Origin of the sequence: Streptomyces sp. NPDC007025 (assembly GCF_042869455.1) — a bacterium.
In the GTDB taxonomy this organism is placed as follows: Bacteria; Actinomycetota; Actinomycetes; order Streptomycetales; family Streptomycetaceae; genus Streptomyces.
Map to the genome: position 1 here is coordinate 21058 of NZ_JBIAFT010000002.1, position 15435 is coordinate 36492.

Genomic DNA, 15435 nt, shown 5'->3' on the forward strand with positions numbered 1-15435 from the left:
ACGGAGAGTGCCGGGCGCGCGGTCCGCCGGTCCGCCCGTGCGACGCGGAGGTCCGCTGCGGCGGAAGGCTTGCCATGCGATCGGTTCCGACATATCGTCGAGGCATCGTGAAAGATCAGAGATGCAATGTGAAGGAGTCAGCGATGTATCCCCATGAAATGCAGCAGGACGAGACTCCCCGCCGGTACGGACCCGGGCCCGGCCGCGGCGCCGAGGGTCCCGGTGCCGGACCCTGTGGTCCGCACGGCCGGGGCCGTGGCCACGGGGCGGGGCGCGGGCGGGCCGCCTTCGGCCCGTTCGGGCCGCCTTTCGGCGGCGGGCCCTTCGGCGGCCGCGGCCGCGGCGGCCCCCGGGGCCGGGCGCGGCGCGGTGATGTGCGGGCCTCGATCCTGGCGCTGCTCAAGGACCGCCCGATGCACGGCTACGAGATGATCCGGGAGATCGCCGAACGCAGCGGCGGTGCCTGGAAGCCCAGCCCCGGTTCCGTCTATCCGACGCTGCAGCTGCTGGAGGACGAGGGGTTGATCGCCAGCGAGAGCGAGGGTGGCAAGAAGCTCTTCTCGCTCACCGAGGCGGGCACCGCCGAGGCGGAGACCGGTGCCGAGGCCCCCTGGGAGGAAGCGGGGCGCGGCGCCGACTGGGAGGCCCTGCAGGAGGTGCGCACCGCGGCCGGAGGGCTTGCGGCCGCCTTCCAGCAGGTGTGGGCGACCGGGACGGAGGGGCAGCGGCAGAAGGCGCTCCGCGTGGTCAACGACGCCAGGAAGAGCCTGTACCTGATCCTGGCCGAGGAGGACTGAACCCCGGCACGCGGCGCGAGACGCCTCCGGACCCCCGAGGGGGACCGGGGTGCTGTCTCCTTCCCAGGGAGGAGGCGGCGGCGCCCGTGCACACCCGTAGGCGGACCGGCATATGCCACGGCACGCTGACGATCTGCGCGGGTGCGTGTGATGTGGTGGTTCGGTGCACAGTCCTACACCGCCCAGCGCCTCGGCCGAAGCGGGGATCGACACCCTGGTCGACCCGCCGGTCGGTGACGCGCTGGCTGAAGTGATCGCCACGGCCCGCCGGCGTGCGGCGCGTGACGGGGACCGGCAGATCGACACGGCGCACCTGCTGCACAGCCTGCTGGAGTCCGACAGCGGCACCTGGGAGCTGCTGGACGGCGGCGGCGCGCAGCTCGGCAGGCTGCTCGGCTATCTGGTCCAGCGCAGCATCGGCTACGGCCTGCGCTGGCAGAGCGCTGTGGAGGACTCCGGAGCCGTGCCGGCCGTCTCCGACCAGCCCGGCGGGGTGCCCGGCTGGTCGCCCAGCGCGCAGGCCGCGCTCGAACTCGCGGCGCGCCGTGCCCGGCGGCTGGGAAACGCGCGGACCGAGGCCGTCGACCTGTTCGCGGGCGTGGTGTCCGACCCGGAGTGCCGGGGAGCGGAAGTGCTGCGGCGCGCGGGTGTCGACCTCGTGCGGCTCGCCGACCGGACCGGCATCGCCGCGGACTTCTGAGCCGCCCGCCGGATTCCTGTCGACCCGATACCGGGTGTCCGGACCGCTCGGCGAGGGGCCCTGTCCAATCGGACATTGTCAGGGGCATCTGGGGTGACACTCCTGTCGGGGCTTGAGATGATGCGCCGATGCGCACCCACTCCTCCACGGCCGCCTCCCGGGCCCCCGCCTCGGGCCTCGCCCTGGCCCTGGCCTCCGCCTTCGCGTTCGGCAGCTCGGGGGTCGCGGCGAAACCGCTCATCGAAGCCGGGATGGAACCGCTCCACGTCACCTGGCTGCGGGCGGCCGGTGGGGCGCTCGTGCTGCTGCCGCTGGCCTGGCGGCACCGGGCACTGGTACGCGAACGCCCCTGGCTGCTGCTGGGATTCGGGCTGCTCGCCGTCGCGGGTGTGCAGGCGTGCTACTTCACCGCGCTCTCCCGCATCCCGGTCGGTGTCGCGCTGTTGATCGAGTACCTGGCCCCGGCGCTGGTGCTGCTGTGGGTGCGGTTCGTGCAGCGCCGCGCGGTGACCCGGGCCGCGGCCGTCGGCATGGTGCTGGCCGTCGGCGGACTGAGCTGTGTCGTCGAGGTGTGGGCGGGGCTGCGGCTGGACGGGCTCGGCCTGCTGCTCGCCCTGGGCGCCGCCTGCTGCCAGGTGGGCTACTTCGTGCTCTCGGACCACGGCAGCACCGCCGAGGGCGACGCCGCGGCCCGGCCGCCCGCCGACCCGGCGGGTGTCATCGCCTACGGACTGCTGATCGGCGCCCTGGCGTTGACCGTCGTCGCCCGGCCCTGGCACACCGACTGGAGCGTACTGGCGGACAGTGCTCCGCTGCACGGCACCGCGGTGCACGGACTGGCGCTGCTGGCCTGGATCGTGCTGGTGGCCACCGCCACCGCCTATCTGACCGGAGTGGTCTCGGTGCGGCGGCTCTCGCCACCCGTGGCCGGCGTGGTCGCCTGCCTGGAGGCGGTCGTCGCGACGGTGCTCGCCTGGGTGCTGCTCGGGGAACATCTGAGTGCCGTGCAGTTGGCCGGGGGCGCCCTCGTGCTGCTGGGTGCCCTTGTCGCCCAGCGCTCCACCTCCGAGCCGCGGGCCGCCGCACCGCCGGTCGCCGGGTCCGGCGGCCCCGCGGACGCGGTGCTGGACGTCAGCGTGCGGTGAGGTAGCCGGGGACGGGGATGTCCGGAGCCAGGTCGTCGGCGGGTATCGGAGCGCCGTGGACGGGGGAGACGGGCACGACGCCGCTCCAGTGCGGCAGAGCGAGGTCCTCCGGCTCGTCGCCCGGGCCGCCGCTGCGGGACTTGACCGACACCTCGGCCAGGTCCACGCGGACGACGGCGGTCGCGGCGAGTTCCTTGGCATTGGCCCGGCGCGAATCCGCCGCCCGGCCGGGGACGGCGCTCTCCACGATCGCGTCCAGAGCAAGCAGCCGCTCCTCGTGGTCGGTCACCGGATACGCGAGCCCGTGCGCCACCACGGAGCGGTAGTTCACCGAGTGGTGGAAGGCCGCCCTGGCCAGCACCAGTCCGTCCAGGTGCGTGACGGTCACGCACACCGGTACCCCCGCGTCCGCCTGTCCGGCCTCCCGCAGCGGGCGGGACCCCGTGGAGCCGTGCACGTACAGCCGTTCCCCCACGCGCGCGTACAGCGTGGGCAGCACGACGGGCGCGCCGTCGCGGACGAAGCCGAGGTGGCACAGGTAGCCCGCGTCGAGGACGGCGTGCACCGTCTCCCGGTCGTAGCTCATCCGCTCGCGTGCCCGGGTGCCGGTGGTGCGCGGGGTCGGGGGATAGGTCTTCGGGCCGGCCTCCGGGCCGGTCATCGGTTCGGCTGTCGGTTCGGCTGTCGGTTCGGACGGTGAGCCGGTCACGGCATTCTCCTCATTGCACTAGTGCATAATAGGTTTTGTGCTAGGAGACTATCGGATCACAGGCCGGGGCGCAGCAGAGATCGCGGACAGCGTGGAGCGCGGCGTCGGCCGCGGTGCGCTCGCGCCCGGCGACCCGCTGCCCCCCCTGCGGGAACTGGCCACCGCGCTCGGCGTGAACCCCAACACCGTGGCCGCCGCCTACCGCACACTGCGCGACCGCGGCGTCATCGAGACCGCAGGGCGGCGCGGCAGCCGGGTACGGCAGCGCCCGGCCACCGCACCCCGGGAGTCCGTACGGGTCGAGCCGCCGCCCGGCGGCGTCGACCTCTCCACCGGCAACCCCGACCCCGCGCTGCTTCCCCCGCTCACCGCCGCCTTCACCGCTTCAGCCGACCGCGCGGCGCGCGCTCCCGTGCTCTACGGGGCTCCCGACACCGACCCCGGATTCGCCTCCCTGGCCCGGGCGGCGCTGGACGCCGACGGCGTGCCCGCGGGGCCGCTCGCCGTCACCTCCGGCTCCCTCGACGCCATCGAACGCGTACTGACGGCACATCTGCGTCCCGGGGACGCGGTCGCCGTCGAGGACCCGGGCTGGGGCAGCCTGCTCGACCTCGTGCCCGCACTGGGGCTGCGCCCGGTACCCGTCCCCGTCGACGACTCCGGGCCGCTCCCCGCCGACCTGGACCGCGCCCTGGAACAGGGTGCGCGGGCAGTGCTGGTCACCGACCGCGCCCAGAACCCGACCGGCGCCGCGGTCCCGGCCGCACGCGCCGCCGAACTGCGCGCCGTACTGGCCGCCCGCCCCGAAACCCTGCTGATCGAGGACGACCACGGCCACGGCATCGTCGACCTGCCACTGCATCCGCTCGCGGGCACCACGCACCACTGGGCCCTGGTGCGTTCCACCGCCAAGGCGTACGGCCCCGATCTGCGGCTCGCGGTGCTCACCGGCGACCCGCTCACCGTCGACCGGGTCCGCGGCCGCCAGCGGCTCGGCCCCGGCTGGGTCAGCCAACTGCTCCAGCGGGCCGTCGCGCACCTGTGGGAGACCGGGGCGACCCGACCTGAGCAGGTGGCCGGCTCCTACGGCGCGCGGCGCTCCGCGCTCATCGGTGCGCTCGCCGCCCGGGGCGTCGCCGCGCACGGGCGCAGCGGCATGAACGTGTGGGTCCCGGTGCCGGACGAAACCGGTCCGGTGGCCCGGCTGCTCCAGGCGGGCTGGGCGGCGGCCCCGGGCGCCCGGTTCCGGCTCGCGTCGCCGCCCGGGCTGCGGTTGACCGTCTCACCGCTGTCCCCGGCCGACGTCGAACGCGTCGCCGCCGATGTCGCCGCCGCGCTGCGCCCGACCGGTGGCGGGCGCTTCGACTGACGCGGCGCACCCGCCGGCGCGCTCCCGCCCGGCTGCCCGGATCACAGCTTGCGGAAATCCCAGGAGACCACCGCCGCGGGCACCAGCCTGAGCCAGGCGTGCCGCCCGTCGTGCGGCATCTGCGGCAGACCGAAGTACTTGGCGCAGAACAGCCGTTCCGCCTCGGCCAGCTCCGGGCGGGCCGCTCCCGTGCGCGGCACCTCCCCGACGGACTCCGCACGGCCGGACAGCTCCACTCCGCGCAGCTCCCCGTAGTCCTCGCCGTCGTCCACCAGCACTGCGATCCGGGGGTCCTGGCGAAGCTGCGCCCACCTCCGGCTGCGGGTGAGCGAGTACAGCCACAGCGCACGGCCGTCCCAGCAGAACCACAGCGCCCCCACGTGCGGCGCGCCCTGCCGGCTCACCGTGCCGACCCGGCAGGTGCGCTGCGTGCGCAGAAACGCGTCCCGCTTCTCGGGGCCCATCATGATCCGGCGTCCCCGCCGCTGCGTTGGTGCTTCCTCGGCCATCCGGTTCCGCCCTCCGGGCTGTTCCGTAAGCCGCCCGGCCGTCTCTCCGGGCCGCGACACGCATATCTGATCGTGCGTCAGCGACAGCATGAGGGCTCTTCCTGCCGGACGCAATGCTCCCTGTCCCGCGGACACCCGGACGAACCGGCCCCGTGTCCGCCCGCGGCGCCGGGCCGCGGACGGTCCCCGGCGGTGCCGGGCCGGGGCCGGCCGGCTGCCGGGTCCGTGGACCGGAACCCGCCCTGGTCAGATCCGAGGGCCGGAACCGGACCGTCCCGTCAGAGCGCGTACGCACCAGCCGATCAGCACGGCGTTCACCAGGGCGCACCCCAGCAGGAGGGGGACGAACCCCCACGGTCCGTCGGGCAGCGGGAGCGCCAGGACGACCAGGCTGAGCGGCAGGGTCGCGAACGTGGGGATCACCCCGGCCATGGACTCGCCGCTCTCGTCCCACGCCGTGACCGCGACGGCCCACCCGATCAGGCCCACGCACAGCGCGAGGTAGAGGAGCGCCGGCCCGCTCGTGAGAGCCCGGCGGACGGTGCGGAGGACGGGGCGCTGGTCGGCGGTCATGGGAGAACTCCTCGTCGGTGGTGCGCGCTGGTGCCCTGCGGCGCCGCTCTTCGCGGCGGCCACGGGACCATCCTGCCCCTCCTCGCGGCGCGCCGGGACAGTGCGGGCCCGCGGGCCGGAGCGGCGGCGCAACCTGGCCGCTCCGGCCCGCTGAACGGGATCAGGACGTGCTGTCCGGCAGCTCGGCACGGATGGTTCGTGCGGCGGTGACCAGGTTCTCCAGGGAGGCCCTGGTCTCCGGCCAGCCGCGGGTCTTGAGGCCGCAGTCGGGGTTGACCCACAGCCGTTCGGGCGGGATGGCTTCGAGGCCCTTCCGGAGCAGGGCCGTGGCCTCATCGGCACCGGGCACCCGGGGGGAGTGGATGTCGTAGACGCCGGGGCCGGCTTCGCGGGGGTAGCCGTGTCCGGCCAGTTCGTGGGCGACCTGCATGTGGGAGCGGGCGGCCTCCAGGCTGATGACGTCGGCGTCCAGATCGTCGATCGCCTGCACGATGTCGCCGAACTCGGCGTAGCACATGTGCGTGTGGATCTGGGTGTCGGGCCGTACCCCGGCGGTGGTGAGACGGAACGCCTCGGTCGCCCAGGCCAGGTAGGAATCGCGGTCGGCGGCGCGCAGCGGAAGGGTCTCGCGCAGTGCGGGTTCGTCGACCTGGATGACCGAGGTGCCGGCCGCCTCCAGGTCGCCCACTTCGTCACGCAGCGCGAGGGCGACCTGGCGTGCCGTGTCCCCGAGGGGCTGGTCGTCGCGGACGAAGGACCAGGCGAGCATGGTGACCGGGCCGGTCAGCATGCCCTTGACGGGACGTTCGGTCAGCGACTGGGCGTACCGGGTCCAGCGCACCGTCATCGGCTCGGGGCGGGAGAGGTCGCCGGCCAGGATCGGGGGGCGGACATAGCGGGTGCCGTAGGACTGCACCCAGCCGTGCTGAGTGGCCAGGTAGCCGGTGAGCTGCTCGGCGAAGTACTGCACCATGTCGTTGCGTTCCGGTTCGCCGTGCACCAGCACGTCGATGCCGGCCTTCTCCTGGAAGGCCAGGACATCGCGGATCTCGGTCTTGATCCGCTCCTCGTAGGCGTCGGGGCCGATGCGCCCGGCGCGCAGGTCGGCGCGGGCGGTACGCAGTTCGGTCGTCTGGGGGAAGGAGCCGATGGTGGTGGTGGGCAGCAGCGGCAGGCCCAGGTGTGCGCGCTGGGCTGTGGTGCGCTCGGCGTAGGAGGGGGAGCGGCGGGTCTCGGCCTCGGTGACGGCGGCGGCCCGGGCCCGCACCGCCGGGTCGTGGGTGAGCGCGGAGTCGGTGCGGGAGGCCAGGTCGGCACGGTTGGCGGCCAGTTCGGCGCCGATGGCGTCGGTGCCGTGTGCCAGGCCCTTGGCGAGGGTGGCGATCTCGGCTGTCTTCTGCCGGGCGAAGCTGAGCCAGCGCAGCACCTCGGGGTCGATGTCGCGTTCGGCCTTCACGTCCAGCGGTACGTGCAGCAGTGAGCAGGAGGCCGACACGTCCACCCGGCCGGCGAGCCCGAGGAGGGTGCCCAGGATGGTCAGGGATTTCTCCAGGTCGTTGATCCAGATGTTGCGGCCGTTGACGACGCCGGCCACCAGGCGTTTGCCGGGCAGGCCGCCGGCTGCGGCCAGCGCGTCGAGGTTGGCCGCGGCCGCCTCGGTGAAGTCCACCGCGAGGCCGTCGACCGGTGCTTTGGCCAGCATCGGCAGGGCGTCCCCGAGCCGGTCGAAATAGGAGGCGACCAGCAGCTTCGGCCGGTCGGTGAGCCCGCCCAGCTCGCGGTAGGCCCGCTCCGCGGCGGCCAGCTCCTGCGGGGTGCGGTCCTGGACCAGTGCGGGCTCGTCCAGTTGGATCCATGCGGCGCCCGCGGCACGCAGATCGGCGAGGAGTTCGGCGTAGACCGGCAGGAGTCGCTCCAGCAGGCTCAGCGGCTCGAAGTCCGCGGCGACCCCCGGGGCGGGCTTGGCCAGCAGGAGGTAGGTGACCGGACCGACCAGCACGGGCCGGCCCGCCAGCCCCAGCGCCAGGGCTTCCTTCAGCTCGGTGACCTGCTTGGTGGCGTCGGCCGCGAAAACGGTGTCCGGACCGAGTTCGGGGACCAGGTAGTGGTAGTTGGTGTCGAACCACTTGGTCATCTCCAGCGGCGCCACGTCCTGGGTGCCGCGGGCCATCGCGAAGTAGCCCGCCAGGGTGTCGGCCGCCACGGCCTCCCGGTGGCGTTCGGGGATGGCGCCGACCATGACGCCGGTATCCAGCATGTGGTCGTAGTAGGAGAAGTCGCCGGTGGGCACCTCGTGGATGCCGGTCTCGGCGAGCTGTCGCCAGCTGGCGGCGCGCAGGTCCTTGGCGGTCTGCCGGAGGGCTTCGGCGGTGACGCGGCCCTTCCAGTAGCCCTCGACGGCCTTCTTCAGCTCCCGGTTCGGGCCCTGGCGGGGGTAGCCGTGGACGGTGGCCCCTGCTGCCGCGGCTGCGGACTTCGCTGTCACGGAGATCTCCTTCGCGAGATGTCTCGTCGGGATCCCGGCGGGCACGAGGAGCGAAGGTGACGGAACACCGGTGAAAAGGCGGAAGCGCGGCCTGCTTCCGTCCACCGGATATGTGCGCCGACCCGCCCTCGAGGTCACCGGAATGTCCGCACACACATGGGCGCGTGCGGGCAACGGGCAGGTCTTCGGACTCGCGGGCGCGCCTGCCGGTCTCCCGGCGGGGCTCCTACTGGCCGTCGCTTCCCGGACCGTCGGGTCCAGTGCGTGTGACGGCGGTCGTTCCCACTCACCGCTGCGGGGCAGTCCCGGACTTCCACCGGGTTCCCTCTTACGACATCCCGCCTGGCGGACGGGACGAACCAGCTGCCCCGCCAGCCTAGGCGCAGAGCCCCCCGCCTGGGTAGTGCGCCCCGCGAGTCCCCGGCCCATCCGCGCCCGGTCCCGGGCGCCGCACTCCGGAGGTGAGCGTGTCCTCCCCGACTCCGCCGGTGGCCCTGCCCGCGTCGCCCTCATGCGGTTCAGCGGTTCCGCCACGTCCCGGAGGGGTGTTCCTGCGCTGTCGGCCGATGCGGGCCAGGAGGGACCGGCCGTCGGCCCGGGGGACGAACGTCCGCCGGGCCGACGGAGGAACGCGGCGACGGGCGTGGGCGGCGGCCGCGCAGCCGGACCGGTGCAGACGTCCCCGTCCCACGCGCCGGACGGCTGCTTAGGAAGACCCGGCGAGGGACGTGCGCGGCGGAGTGCGTCGCCCGCCCGTCTCGCCGCACCGGGACGGGCAGGCGGCAGGTGGAGCACAGAACGACCGCACCGAGGGCGGCACCGGCCCAGCTCAGCACGGTCACCGCCGCGGTGAGCGGCATGTGCGCGGACATCAGTCCGACGGCGACGGCCGGGGTTCCGGACCCCGTGTAGAAGAGGAGGTACAGCGCGGCCGCGATCCCGGCGCGGTGTCCGGGAGGTGTCCGCGCGTCCACCGCGCGGGCGGCCCCGCTGACGGCCAGCCCGTGTCCGGAGCCGGCGAGCAGGGCGGAGACGAGTGTCGCGTGGAGCGATGCGGCACCGCTGGCGGCGAGGAGCACCAGGCTTGCGGTCAGTGCCGCGAGACCGAGGGCCCGGGCCGAGCGTGCCGAGCGGCGGATCCCGGCGCACTGCGTCAGCACCGAGCACACCAGGACTGCCGCCACCACGCCCCCCGCCAGGGCCGGGCCCGCTCCGCGCGAGGTACGCGCGAGCAGCGCCGGAAGGAGCGCGAGGTAGATGCCGACGACGGCCCAGGCGAGGAACCCGGTCAGCCCGGCGACGACGAACAACGGCCGGAGGGCGGAGGGCAGATGCGGGCGGGCCGGGCGCCACCGTCGGCGGGCCCCGGAGGCCCCCGGCCCGGGCTCGGGAATGTTCCGGCGCATCAGGTGCCAGACCCAGGCCAGCAGCGCCAGGTGCAGCAAGTAGGGGGTGACCAGGGGGGCCGGCGCGTACTGGGCGAGTACCCCCGAGAGGGCCGGGCCCGCGGCGGTGCCTGCCGCGAAGGCCAGTCCGGCCAGCAGGGGTCCGCCGATACGGGCCGTGGGGTGTCGGTGCCGGGTGATGAGGGCCTGGGCGGCGCCGGTCGCGGCTCCCAGCGCCAGCGCCTGGCTCACGCGTCCGGCGAAGAGCCAGGCGGGGCCGAGGGCGAGGAGGAAGCATCCGGAGCCGACGGCGGCCAGCAGCACGCTCGACCGCAGCACCGGCCGGGGGCCCACGACATCGGCGGCCGGGCCGCACAGCAGCAGCGTCGGTCCACTCACCAGCGCGAACGTCGCGAAGAGCAGCGTCATGACCAGGTCGTCATAGCCGAAGAGGCGCTGGTAGTCCGGGTAGAGCGGGCCGGGCAGATAGGCGCCTGCGGTCAGCACCAGCACAAGGAGTCCGGTGGTCCGCACCGTCCGCCGGTCATCCCGGCCCTCCGGCAGCCGCCGCCCTCGGATGGACCGTGCGGCGGGCGGGGAGACGGGGGCCGGATCCGAGCGGGCGCTCCTGCCCGGGGAAAGACGCTGATCAGTCACGCAAGCCAGTGTGCAGGCCGGGAAACACAAGGGGAATCAAACGAATTCGAAGTCAATCATGCAAACTCTTTGCATGATTGACTCCCGGCTCCGGATCCTGCAGATGGTCGCCGAGCACGGCACGGTGACCGCCGCCGCCCGGGCCCTGCATTACACGCCCTCAGCGGTCTCCTACCAACTGCGTCAGCTCGCCGCCGCGGTGGGCGAGGAACTCGTGGTGCAGCAGGGCCGCGGCATCCGCCTGACGAACACCGCCCGCGTCCTGCTGCGCCACGCGGAGCGCCTTCAGGAACAGTGGGAACTCGCCCGCGCCGAACTGGCCGCTGTCGGTACCGAGCCCACCGGCCCGGTCACGCTGTGCGGCTTCTCCACCGCCGCCAGCAGTCTGCTGCCGCCCGCCGCCGCCGGACTGCGCGATGCCCACCCGCACATGAGGGTGCGCATCGTCGAGGCAGAGCCGGATCGCTGCTTCGACCTGTTGCTCGCGGAAGAGGCCGATCTGGCCTTGCTCGTCGTCACGGCGGACTCGCCGCCGATGACGGACCAGCGCTTCGACCAGCGGCCGCTGCTGGAGGATCCGCTGGACCTGGTCGTCCCCCATGACCACCCCCTGACGCAGCGCCGGAGGGTAACGCTGGCCGATGCCGCCAGGGAGCAGTGGATCGTGGGCAGCCCGGGTACGACCTACCACCAGCTCGTGCTCGCGGCCTGCATGAGTGCGGGCTTCACACCCGACATCGCCCACTACGCGGACGAGTGGGACACCGGAACGGCGTTGGTCGGGCACGGGTTCGGCGTGATCCTGGTGCCGCGCCTGGCGCGACTGCGCGAGGACTCGCCCGTCGCCCGGATCCAATTGCGCGGGGAACCGGCCCCGGCGCGCCGCATCATGGCTGTCACCCGACTCGGTGCCCGGGGAAACCCCGTTCTCGCACAGGCCGTCGAGACGATCACGGCGGTCGCCGCCGAACTCCTCCCGCGGTACTGAGCAAGCCAGGTGCGGGACGGGCGAGGGGAAGGGGCGTCCTCTTTCGGCAACGCGAACGGCAGGGCCGACGGCGCCCCGACTCCTCCCGCCGCTGCGCTCGGTCCCGCGCGGCGAGGCCGGTGCGGAGCCGAGTGCCTGTTGCGTTCGTGCCGCGGACGCCCCGCACCAGGCGTCGCCACCGCAGCGCAGAACTGCTGGTGTGGCGGATGGGACTCCGGGTACCCGGGGCCGTCGAACGCCGGCCGAAGCGGCACGGCAACGGCCATGGCGCATGCGTCCGGCCACCGCGGACTCCGTATATGCGGACTCCGGATGAGGTGCCGGGCCCGGCCCGCCCGTACCCGGAAAGGAACTCCCTGTGCTGCACCCAGCAGAGAAGACGCTCCGAACCCTCCTCGCCCGCTACGCCGACGCCCGTGCACAGCACGAGACCGCTCCCACTCCGGCGACCCGCGAAGCGGTGGAGGACCTGGCGTACACCCTCTGCGTCACCACGGACACCCGGTCCCTCACCGAGGCCCTCTCCGCAGCCGACGGCATGCTGGAGCGCCACGTCGCCCAGCGGAAGCACGGCACCCGGCGGGGGCGCGCACGCGGGGCTCCGGCCGCGGTCTGAGTCCGGTCACGTGAGCCGGGCGTGGCCGGCGGCTGCGCCGCCGTCCCGGCCCGAGGCCCTCGGCAGCCGGGCACGGCGCGTGCCCCGGCCCCGGGAGCGCGCGGAGCCCGCCCCGTGCTGCGGGACGCCGGATCTGTCGGGAGACTCGGAGGAGGAACCGTTCCCCGCCCGGAGGTAGCGCAACCCATGTCAGCTTCCCAGGACAAGCCCCTGCCCCTGCCGGACTTCGACCAGCTTCCCGCGGGCGCAGTCGAGCACCGCATCCGGCCGCTGTCCGGCGAGGACGTGCGGCGGCTTCTCGACCACGAGCGGGCCCATGCGAACCGGACACAGGTCGTGCACTTTCTGACCGCGCGGCTCGACGAACTGGCCGCCGGGGCCGAGCCCACCGGAGGAGATCCGCAGGGTGAGCGTCCCGAGCGCCCCGACGGCGCCTCCGGGCGCTCACCGGCCGCACCGGACACCGCAGCCGAGCCCACGGAACCCCTCCGGCACGGGCGGCACCGCTTCTGACCAGCGCGGGGCCGGCGCGCTCCGCAGCCGATGCGCACGCCGTCGCCCGCCGGCTGCGGTGTTTGACCGGCGGACCGTGTGAAACCCGCCGGAGCGGACGGCCCTGGGCCCCGATCCCGGACGGCGGTCGTCCCTGCCGTCCGGCCAGGGCACCCGAGGAGGAATCATGACGACGGCACGAGATGTGATGACACCGGGCGTGGAATGCGTGCAGAGCGACGAGACCGCCGGTGACGCGGCACGGCTGATGGCCCGCCTCGGTGTCGGTGCCCTGCCCATCTGCGGCAAGGACAACAAGGTCAAGGGCGTGGTGACCGACCGCGACCTCGTCACCAAGGTCCTCGCCGAGGGCCGCAAGCCCGCCGAGATGCCCGCCGGCAGCCTCAACCAGGCCGAGGCCGTCACCGTGGGCGCGGACGACGACACGAGCGAGGTGCTCGCCACCATGAGCGGCCACGGTGTCCGCCGGGTCCCGGTCATCGACGGAGACCGTCTGGTCGGAATGATCGCGGTCGCCGACATCGCCCGGAGCCTGCCGCACGCCGAGACCGGCCGGCTTCTCGAGACCCTCTCCGCCGACTGACCCGCCGGGGCCCGCCAGGTGCACACCGAGCGTGCACACGAACGGTCGGGAGCCCGCGGTCGGCGGTATGCGGGCGGTGCTTCCGCTTGGCGGGCCGCAAGGCGAACTTCCGGCTGCGGCCTGTGCACCGGGCGGTGGGGGAGCGGGAGCGAACCCTGCCGCAGCGGATTCCCCGGGGCCGTCGCCGAGGTGGCAGACAGGTCGTGCCGGCCCGGACGGCGCGGCGGCCCGCTGCCGGTCTCAAGGCCGGCACGGCCGTATAGCCTGGCGAAATGCTCCCCGAAGTCACAGCCACGCGCTACGTCACGCCCCTGAGAGAGGGCGGTTCGCTCCCCGGGCTCGTCGAGGCCGATGATCTGGGCACCTATGTCATGAAGTTCGTCGGAGCCGGTCAGGGCCGCAAGACGCTGGTGGCCGAAGTGCTGTGCGGCCGGCTCGCGCTGCGGCTCGGGCTGCGGGTGCCCGACCTGGTGCGGGCGTGGCTGGACCCGGTGATCGGACTGTCCGAGCCCGACGAGGAGGTGCAGGCGCTCCTCAAGGCGAGCGGCGGCCTCAACCTGGGCATGGACTTCCTGCCCGGCTCGCTGGGCTTCGATCCGCTCGCCTACCAGGTGAGCTCCGAGGAAGCCGGACGGGTGGTGTGGTTCGACGCGCTGGTGGGCAACGTCGACCGCTCCTGGCGCAACCCCAACATGCTGGTGTGGCACGGTGATCTGTGGCTGATCGACCATGGCGCTACGCTGGTCTTCCACCACAACTGGCCCACCGCTCGGGCGGCTGCCGAGCGTCCCTACGACGCCTCCGACCACGCGCTGGCCCCCTTCGCTCCGCGGACCGAGGAGGCCGCTGCCGAACTGGCCCCTCGCGTCACCGAGGAACTGCTGTCCGAGTGCGCCGCCGAGATCCCCGACGAATGGCTCGCGGGCGAGCCGGGCTTCGCCGACCCGGACGCGGTGCGGGCCGCGTACACCGAGGTCCTGGCCTCCCGCGCCCGTACGATCCAGGAGCGGATCACGCTCGGCGAGCCGAGCAAGGACGGACCCTCGCAAGCGCCGGGGTGGCTCACCGTGAAGGGCGGCGGTGCCAAGTGAAGCGGATGTCTGCGGAGCCCGCCGCGCGCGGCGATCTCGACGTGTTCGAGTACGCCCTGCTGCGTGTCGTGCCCCACGTCGAGCGCGGTGAGCTGATCAACGCGGGGGTGCTGGTCTACTGCCGCGCGCGTTCCTACCTCGGTGCCCGCACCCATCTGGACGAGGACCGGCTGTTCGCCCTCGACCCGTGTGCCGACGTACGCGGTGTCCGCGCCGCGCTGCACGCCGTGGAGTGCGTGTGCGGCGGCGGCGCCCGGGCCGGGCAGGCGGCCGGGGACGACGCGGGGCGGCGCTTCCGCTGGCTGGTCGCGCCGCGCAGCACGGTCGTCCAGCCCGGTCCTGTGCACACGGGGCTGACGGCCGATCCGGAAGCCGAGAGCGAGCGCCTGCTGGATCTGCTGGTGCGCTGAGCCGGGTACGGGGCGGCATCCGGGTGCGCTCCCGCACCGGGCGCCGTTGACAGGGCCTGTCGTGCCTCATAGCGTCACGACTGCCAGAGGTACTAAGCGGTTGCTCACCCATTCAGGCCCGAGGAGACACCAGCATGTCCAGCACCGAGCAGCGAGTCGCGATCGTGACCGGCGCCGCCCGAGGGATCGGCGCGGCCACGGCCGTCCGCCTCGCGGAGGAGGGCCACGCCGTCGCCGTCCTCGACCTCGACGAGGCCGCCTGCGCCCAGACCGTCGAGCAGATCACCCAGCAGGGCGGCAAGGCGCTCGCCGTCGGCTGCGACGTCTCGGACTCCGGACAGGTCGAGGCCGCGGTCACCCGCGTCTCCGAGGAACTCGGGGCCCCCGTGGTCCTGGTGAACAACGCCGGGGTGCTGCGCGACAACCTGCTGTTCAAGATGAGCGACAGCGACTGGGACACGGTCTTGAACGTGCACCTGCGCGGCGCCTTCCTGATGTCCCGGGCCTGCCAGAAGTCCATGGTGGACGCCGGGTACGGACGCATCGTCAACCTCTCCTCGTCCTCCGCGCTGGGCAACCGCGGCCAGGTCAACTACGCCGCGGCCAAGGCCGGCATGCAGGGCTTCACCAAGACCCTCGCCAAGGAACTGGGCAAGTTCGGCATCACGGCCAACGCGGTGGCCCCCGGCTTCATCGCGACCGACATGACCGCCGCCACCGCCGAGCGCGTGGGCATGGGCTTCGAGGACTTCAAGACCGCCGCGGCCGGCCAGATCCCGGTCCAGCGCGTGGGGGAGCCCGCCGACATCGCCAACGCGGTGGCCTTCTTCGCCGACGAGAAGGCCGGCTTCGTCTCCGGCCAGGTGCTGTACGTCGCCGGCGGACCCCTCAACTGACGGCCGGCG

At 73.7% G+C, this 15435-nt stretch carries 16 protein-coding genes and 1 riboswitch; of the genes, 11 read left to right on the forward strand and 5 right to left on the reverse strand.

The annotated features are described in order from the left end of the window. Positions 1–143 precede the first annotated feature (143 nt). From ACFYMO_RS03445 to ACFYMO_RS03455, 3 genes are all read left to right on the forward strand, one after another. On the forward strand, positions 144–797 hold the full coding sequence (locus tag ACFYMO_RS03445; protein WP_366773414.1) for a PadR family transcriptional regulator: 654 nt from the start codon (positions 144–146) through the stop codon (positions 795–797). Between the two features lie 163 nt (positions 798–960). Continuing rightward, positions 961–1497: a Clp protease N-terminal domain-containing protein gene (locus ACFYMO_RS03450; protein ID WP_388543814.1), complete on the forward strand. Its 537-nt coding sequence runs from the start codon at positions 961–963 to the stop codon at positions 1495–1497. A gap of 128 nt (positions 1498–1625) precedes the next feature. Beyond that, entirely contained in the window at positions 1626–2642 is a 1017-nt protein-coding gene (locus ACFYMO_RS03455; RefSeq protein ID WP_366773415.1) for an EamA family transporter, read from the forward strand. Here ACFYMO_RS03455 and ACFYMO_RS03460 read toward each other — a convergent pair. Continuing rightward, positions 2629–3303 carry a pyridoxamine 5'-phosphate oxidase family protein gene (locus ACFYMO_RS03460; RefSeq protein WP_366773496.1) on the reverse strand — a complete coding sequence of 225 codons (675 nt, stop codon included), beginning with the start codon at positions 3301–3303 and terminating at the stop codon, positions 2629–2631. The two genes, ACFYMO_RS03455 and ACFYMO_RS03460, sit on opposite strands and share 14 nt — an antisense overlap. A gap of 85 nt (positions 3304–3388) precedes the next feature. Here ACFYMO_RS03460 and ACFYMO_RS03465 point away from each other — a divergent pair, with 85 nt between their 5' ends. Next, positions 3389–4720 (forward strand): aminotransferase class I/II-fold pyridoxal phosphate-dependent enzyme, encoded by a 1332-nt coding sequence (locus tag ACFYMO_RS03465; RefSeq protein ID WP_366773416.1) that lies wholly within the window; start codon positions 3389–3391, stop codon positions 4718–4720. Between the two features lie 41 nt (positions 4721–4761). Here the strand turns inward: ACFYMO_RS03465 and ACFYMO_RS03470 are convergent, their stop codons facing one another. From ACFYMO_RS03470 to ACFYMO_RS03485, 4 genes are all read right to left on the reverse strand, one after another. Beyond that, on the reverse strand, positions 4762–5187 hold the full coding sequence (locus ACFYMO_RS03470) for a pyridoxamine 5'-phosphate oxidase family protein (RefSeq protein WP_366773417.1): 426 nt from the start codon (positions 5185–5187) through the stop codon (positions 4762–4764). Between the two features lie 288 nt (positions 5188–5475). Beyond that, complete coding sequence (locus tag ACFYMO_RS03475) at positions 5476–5802, reverse strand: SCO4225 family membrane protein (protein WP_366773418.1); 327 nt, start codon at positions 5800–5802, stop codon at positions 5476–5478. A gap of 160 nt (positions 5803–5962) precedes the next feature. Continuing rightward, positions 5963–8287 (reverse strand): 5-methyltetrahydropteroyltriglutamate--homocysteine S-methyltransferase, encoded by a 2325-nt coding sequence (metE, locus tag ACFYMO_RS03480; protein WP_388543820.1) that lies wholly within the window; start codon positions 8285–8287, stop codon positions 5963–5965. A 172-nt stretch (positions 8288–8459) separates the two neighbouring features. Next, positions 8460–8651: riboswitch (cobalamin riboswitch) on the reverse strand. A 154-nt stretch (positions 8652–8805) separates the two neighbouring features. Continuing rightward, a complete protein-coding gene (locus tag ACFYMO_RS03485; RefSeq protein WP_366773420.1) occupies positions 8806–10329 on the reverse strand; it encodes an MFS transporter in 1524 nt (507 codons plus the stop codon). 73 nt (positions 10330–10402) lie between these two features. Here ACFYMO_RS03485 and ACFYMO_RS03490 point away from each other — a divergent pair, with 73 nt between their 5' ends. The 7 genes from ACFYMO_RS03490 (at position 10403) to fabG (ending at position 15426) form a co-directional block, all read left to right on the forward strand. Continuing rightward, the gene (locus ACFYMO_RS03490) at positions 10403–11317 is read left to right on the forward strand and encodes a LysR family transcriptional regulator (RefSeq protein ID WP_366773421.1); all 915 of its coding nucleotides are present in this window, start codon (positions 10403–10405) and stop codon (positions 11315–11317) included. A gap of 358 nt (positions 11318–11675) precedes the next feature. After that, positions 11676–11933: a DUF5133 domain-containing protein gene (locus tag ACFYMO_RS03495; protein WP_366773422.1), complete on the forward strand. Its 258-nt coding sequence runs from the start codon at positions 11676–11678 to the stop codon at positions 11931–11933. Positions 11934–12119: 186 nt separating this feature from the next. Continuing rightward, positions 12120–12446: a hypothetical protein gene (locus ACFYMO_RS03500; RefSeq protein ID WP_366773423.1), complete on the forward strand. Its 327-nt coding sequence runs from the start codon at positions 12120–12122 to the stop codon at positions 12444–12446. A 166-nt stretch (positions 12447–12612) separates the two neighbouring features. Beyond that, on the forward strand, positions 12613–13029 hold the full coding sequence (locus ACFYMO_RS03505; RefSeq protein WP_366773424.1) for a CBS domain-containing protein: 417 nt from the start codon (positions 12613–12615) through the stop codon (positions 13027–13029). A 272-nt stretch (positions 13030–13301) separates the two neighbouring features. After that, the gene (locus ACFYMO_RS03510; protein WP_366773425.1) at positions 13302–14120 is read left to right on the forward strand and encodes a HipA family kinase; all 819 of its coding nucleotides are present in this window, start codon (positions 13302–13304) and stop codon (positions 14118–14120) included. A gap of 5 nt (positions 14121–14125) precedes the next feature. After that, positions 14126–14530 (forward strand): DUF3037 domain-containing protein, encoded by a 405-nt coding sequence (locus ACFYMO_RS03515; RefSeq protein WP_366773426.1) that lies wholly within the window; start codon positions 14126–14128, stop codon positions 14528–14530. A gap of 134 nt (positions 14531–14664) precedes the next feature. Continuing rightward, the gene (gene fabG, locus ACFYMO_RS03520; RefSeq protein WP_366773427.1) at positions 14665–15426 is read left to right on the forward strand and encodes a 3-oxoacyl-ACP reductase FabG; all 762 of its coding nucleotides are present in this window, start codon (positions 14665–14667) and stop codon (positions 15424–15426) included. The last annotated feature ends 9 nt before the right edge of the window (positions 15427–15435 follow it).

Excerpts from the sequence above, each read along its gene's own strand:
- ACFYMO_RS03445 (WP_366773414.1), top strand. The coding sequence starts at position 144 with ATGTATCCCCATGAAATGCAGCAGGACGAGACTCCCCGCCGGTACGGA.
- ACFYMO_RS03455 (WP_366773415.1), top strand. The coding sequence starts at position 1,626 with ATGCGCACCCACTCCTCCACGGCCGCCTCCCGGGCCCCCGCCTCGGGC.
- ACFYMO_RS03460 (WP_366773496.1), bottom strand. The coding sequence starts at position 3,303 with ATGACCGGCCCGGAGGCCGGCCCGAAGACCTATCCCCCGACCCCGCGC.
- ACFYMO_RS03470 (WP_366773417.1), bottom strand. The coding sequence starts at position 5,187 with ATGATGGGCCCCGAGAAGCGGGACGCGTTTCTGCGCACGCAGCGCACC.
- ACFYMO_RS03475 (WP_366773418.1), bottom strand. The coding sequence starts at position 5,802 with ATGACCGCCGACCAGCGCCCCGTCCTCCGCACCGTCCGCCGGGCTCTC.
- ACFYMO_RS03490 (WP_366773421.1), top strand. The coding sequence starts at position 10,403 with ATGATTGACTCCCGGCTCCGGATCCTGCAGATGGTCGCCGAGCACGGC.
- ACFYMO_RS03500 (WP_366773423.1), top strand. The coding sequence starts at position 12,120 with ATGTCAGCTTCCCAGGACAAGCCCCTGCCCCTGCCGGACTTCGACCAG.
- ACFYMO_RS03505 (WP_366773424.1), top strand. The coding sequence starts at position 12,613 with ATGACGACGGCACGAGATGTGATGACACCGGGCGTGGAATGCGTGCAG.
- ACFYMO_RS03510 (WP_366773425.1), top strand. The coding sequence starts at position 13,302 with ATGCTCCCCGAAGTCACAGCCACGCGCTACGTCACGCCCCTGAGAGAG.
- ACFYMO_RS03515 (WP_366773426.1), top strand. The coding sequence starts at position 14,126 with ATGTCTGCGGAGCCCGCCGCGCGCGGCGATCTCGACGTGTTCGAGTAC.
- fabG (WP_366773427.1), top strand. The coding sequence starts at position 14,665 with ATGTCCAGCACCGAGCAGCGAGTCGCGATCGTGACCGGCGCCGCCCGA.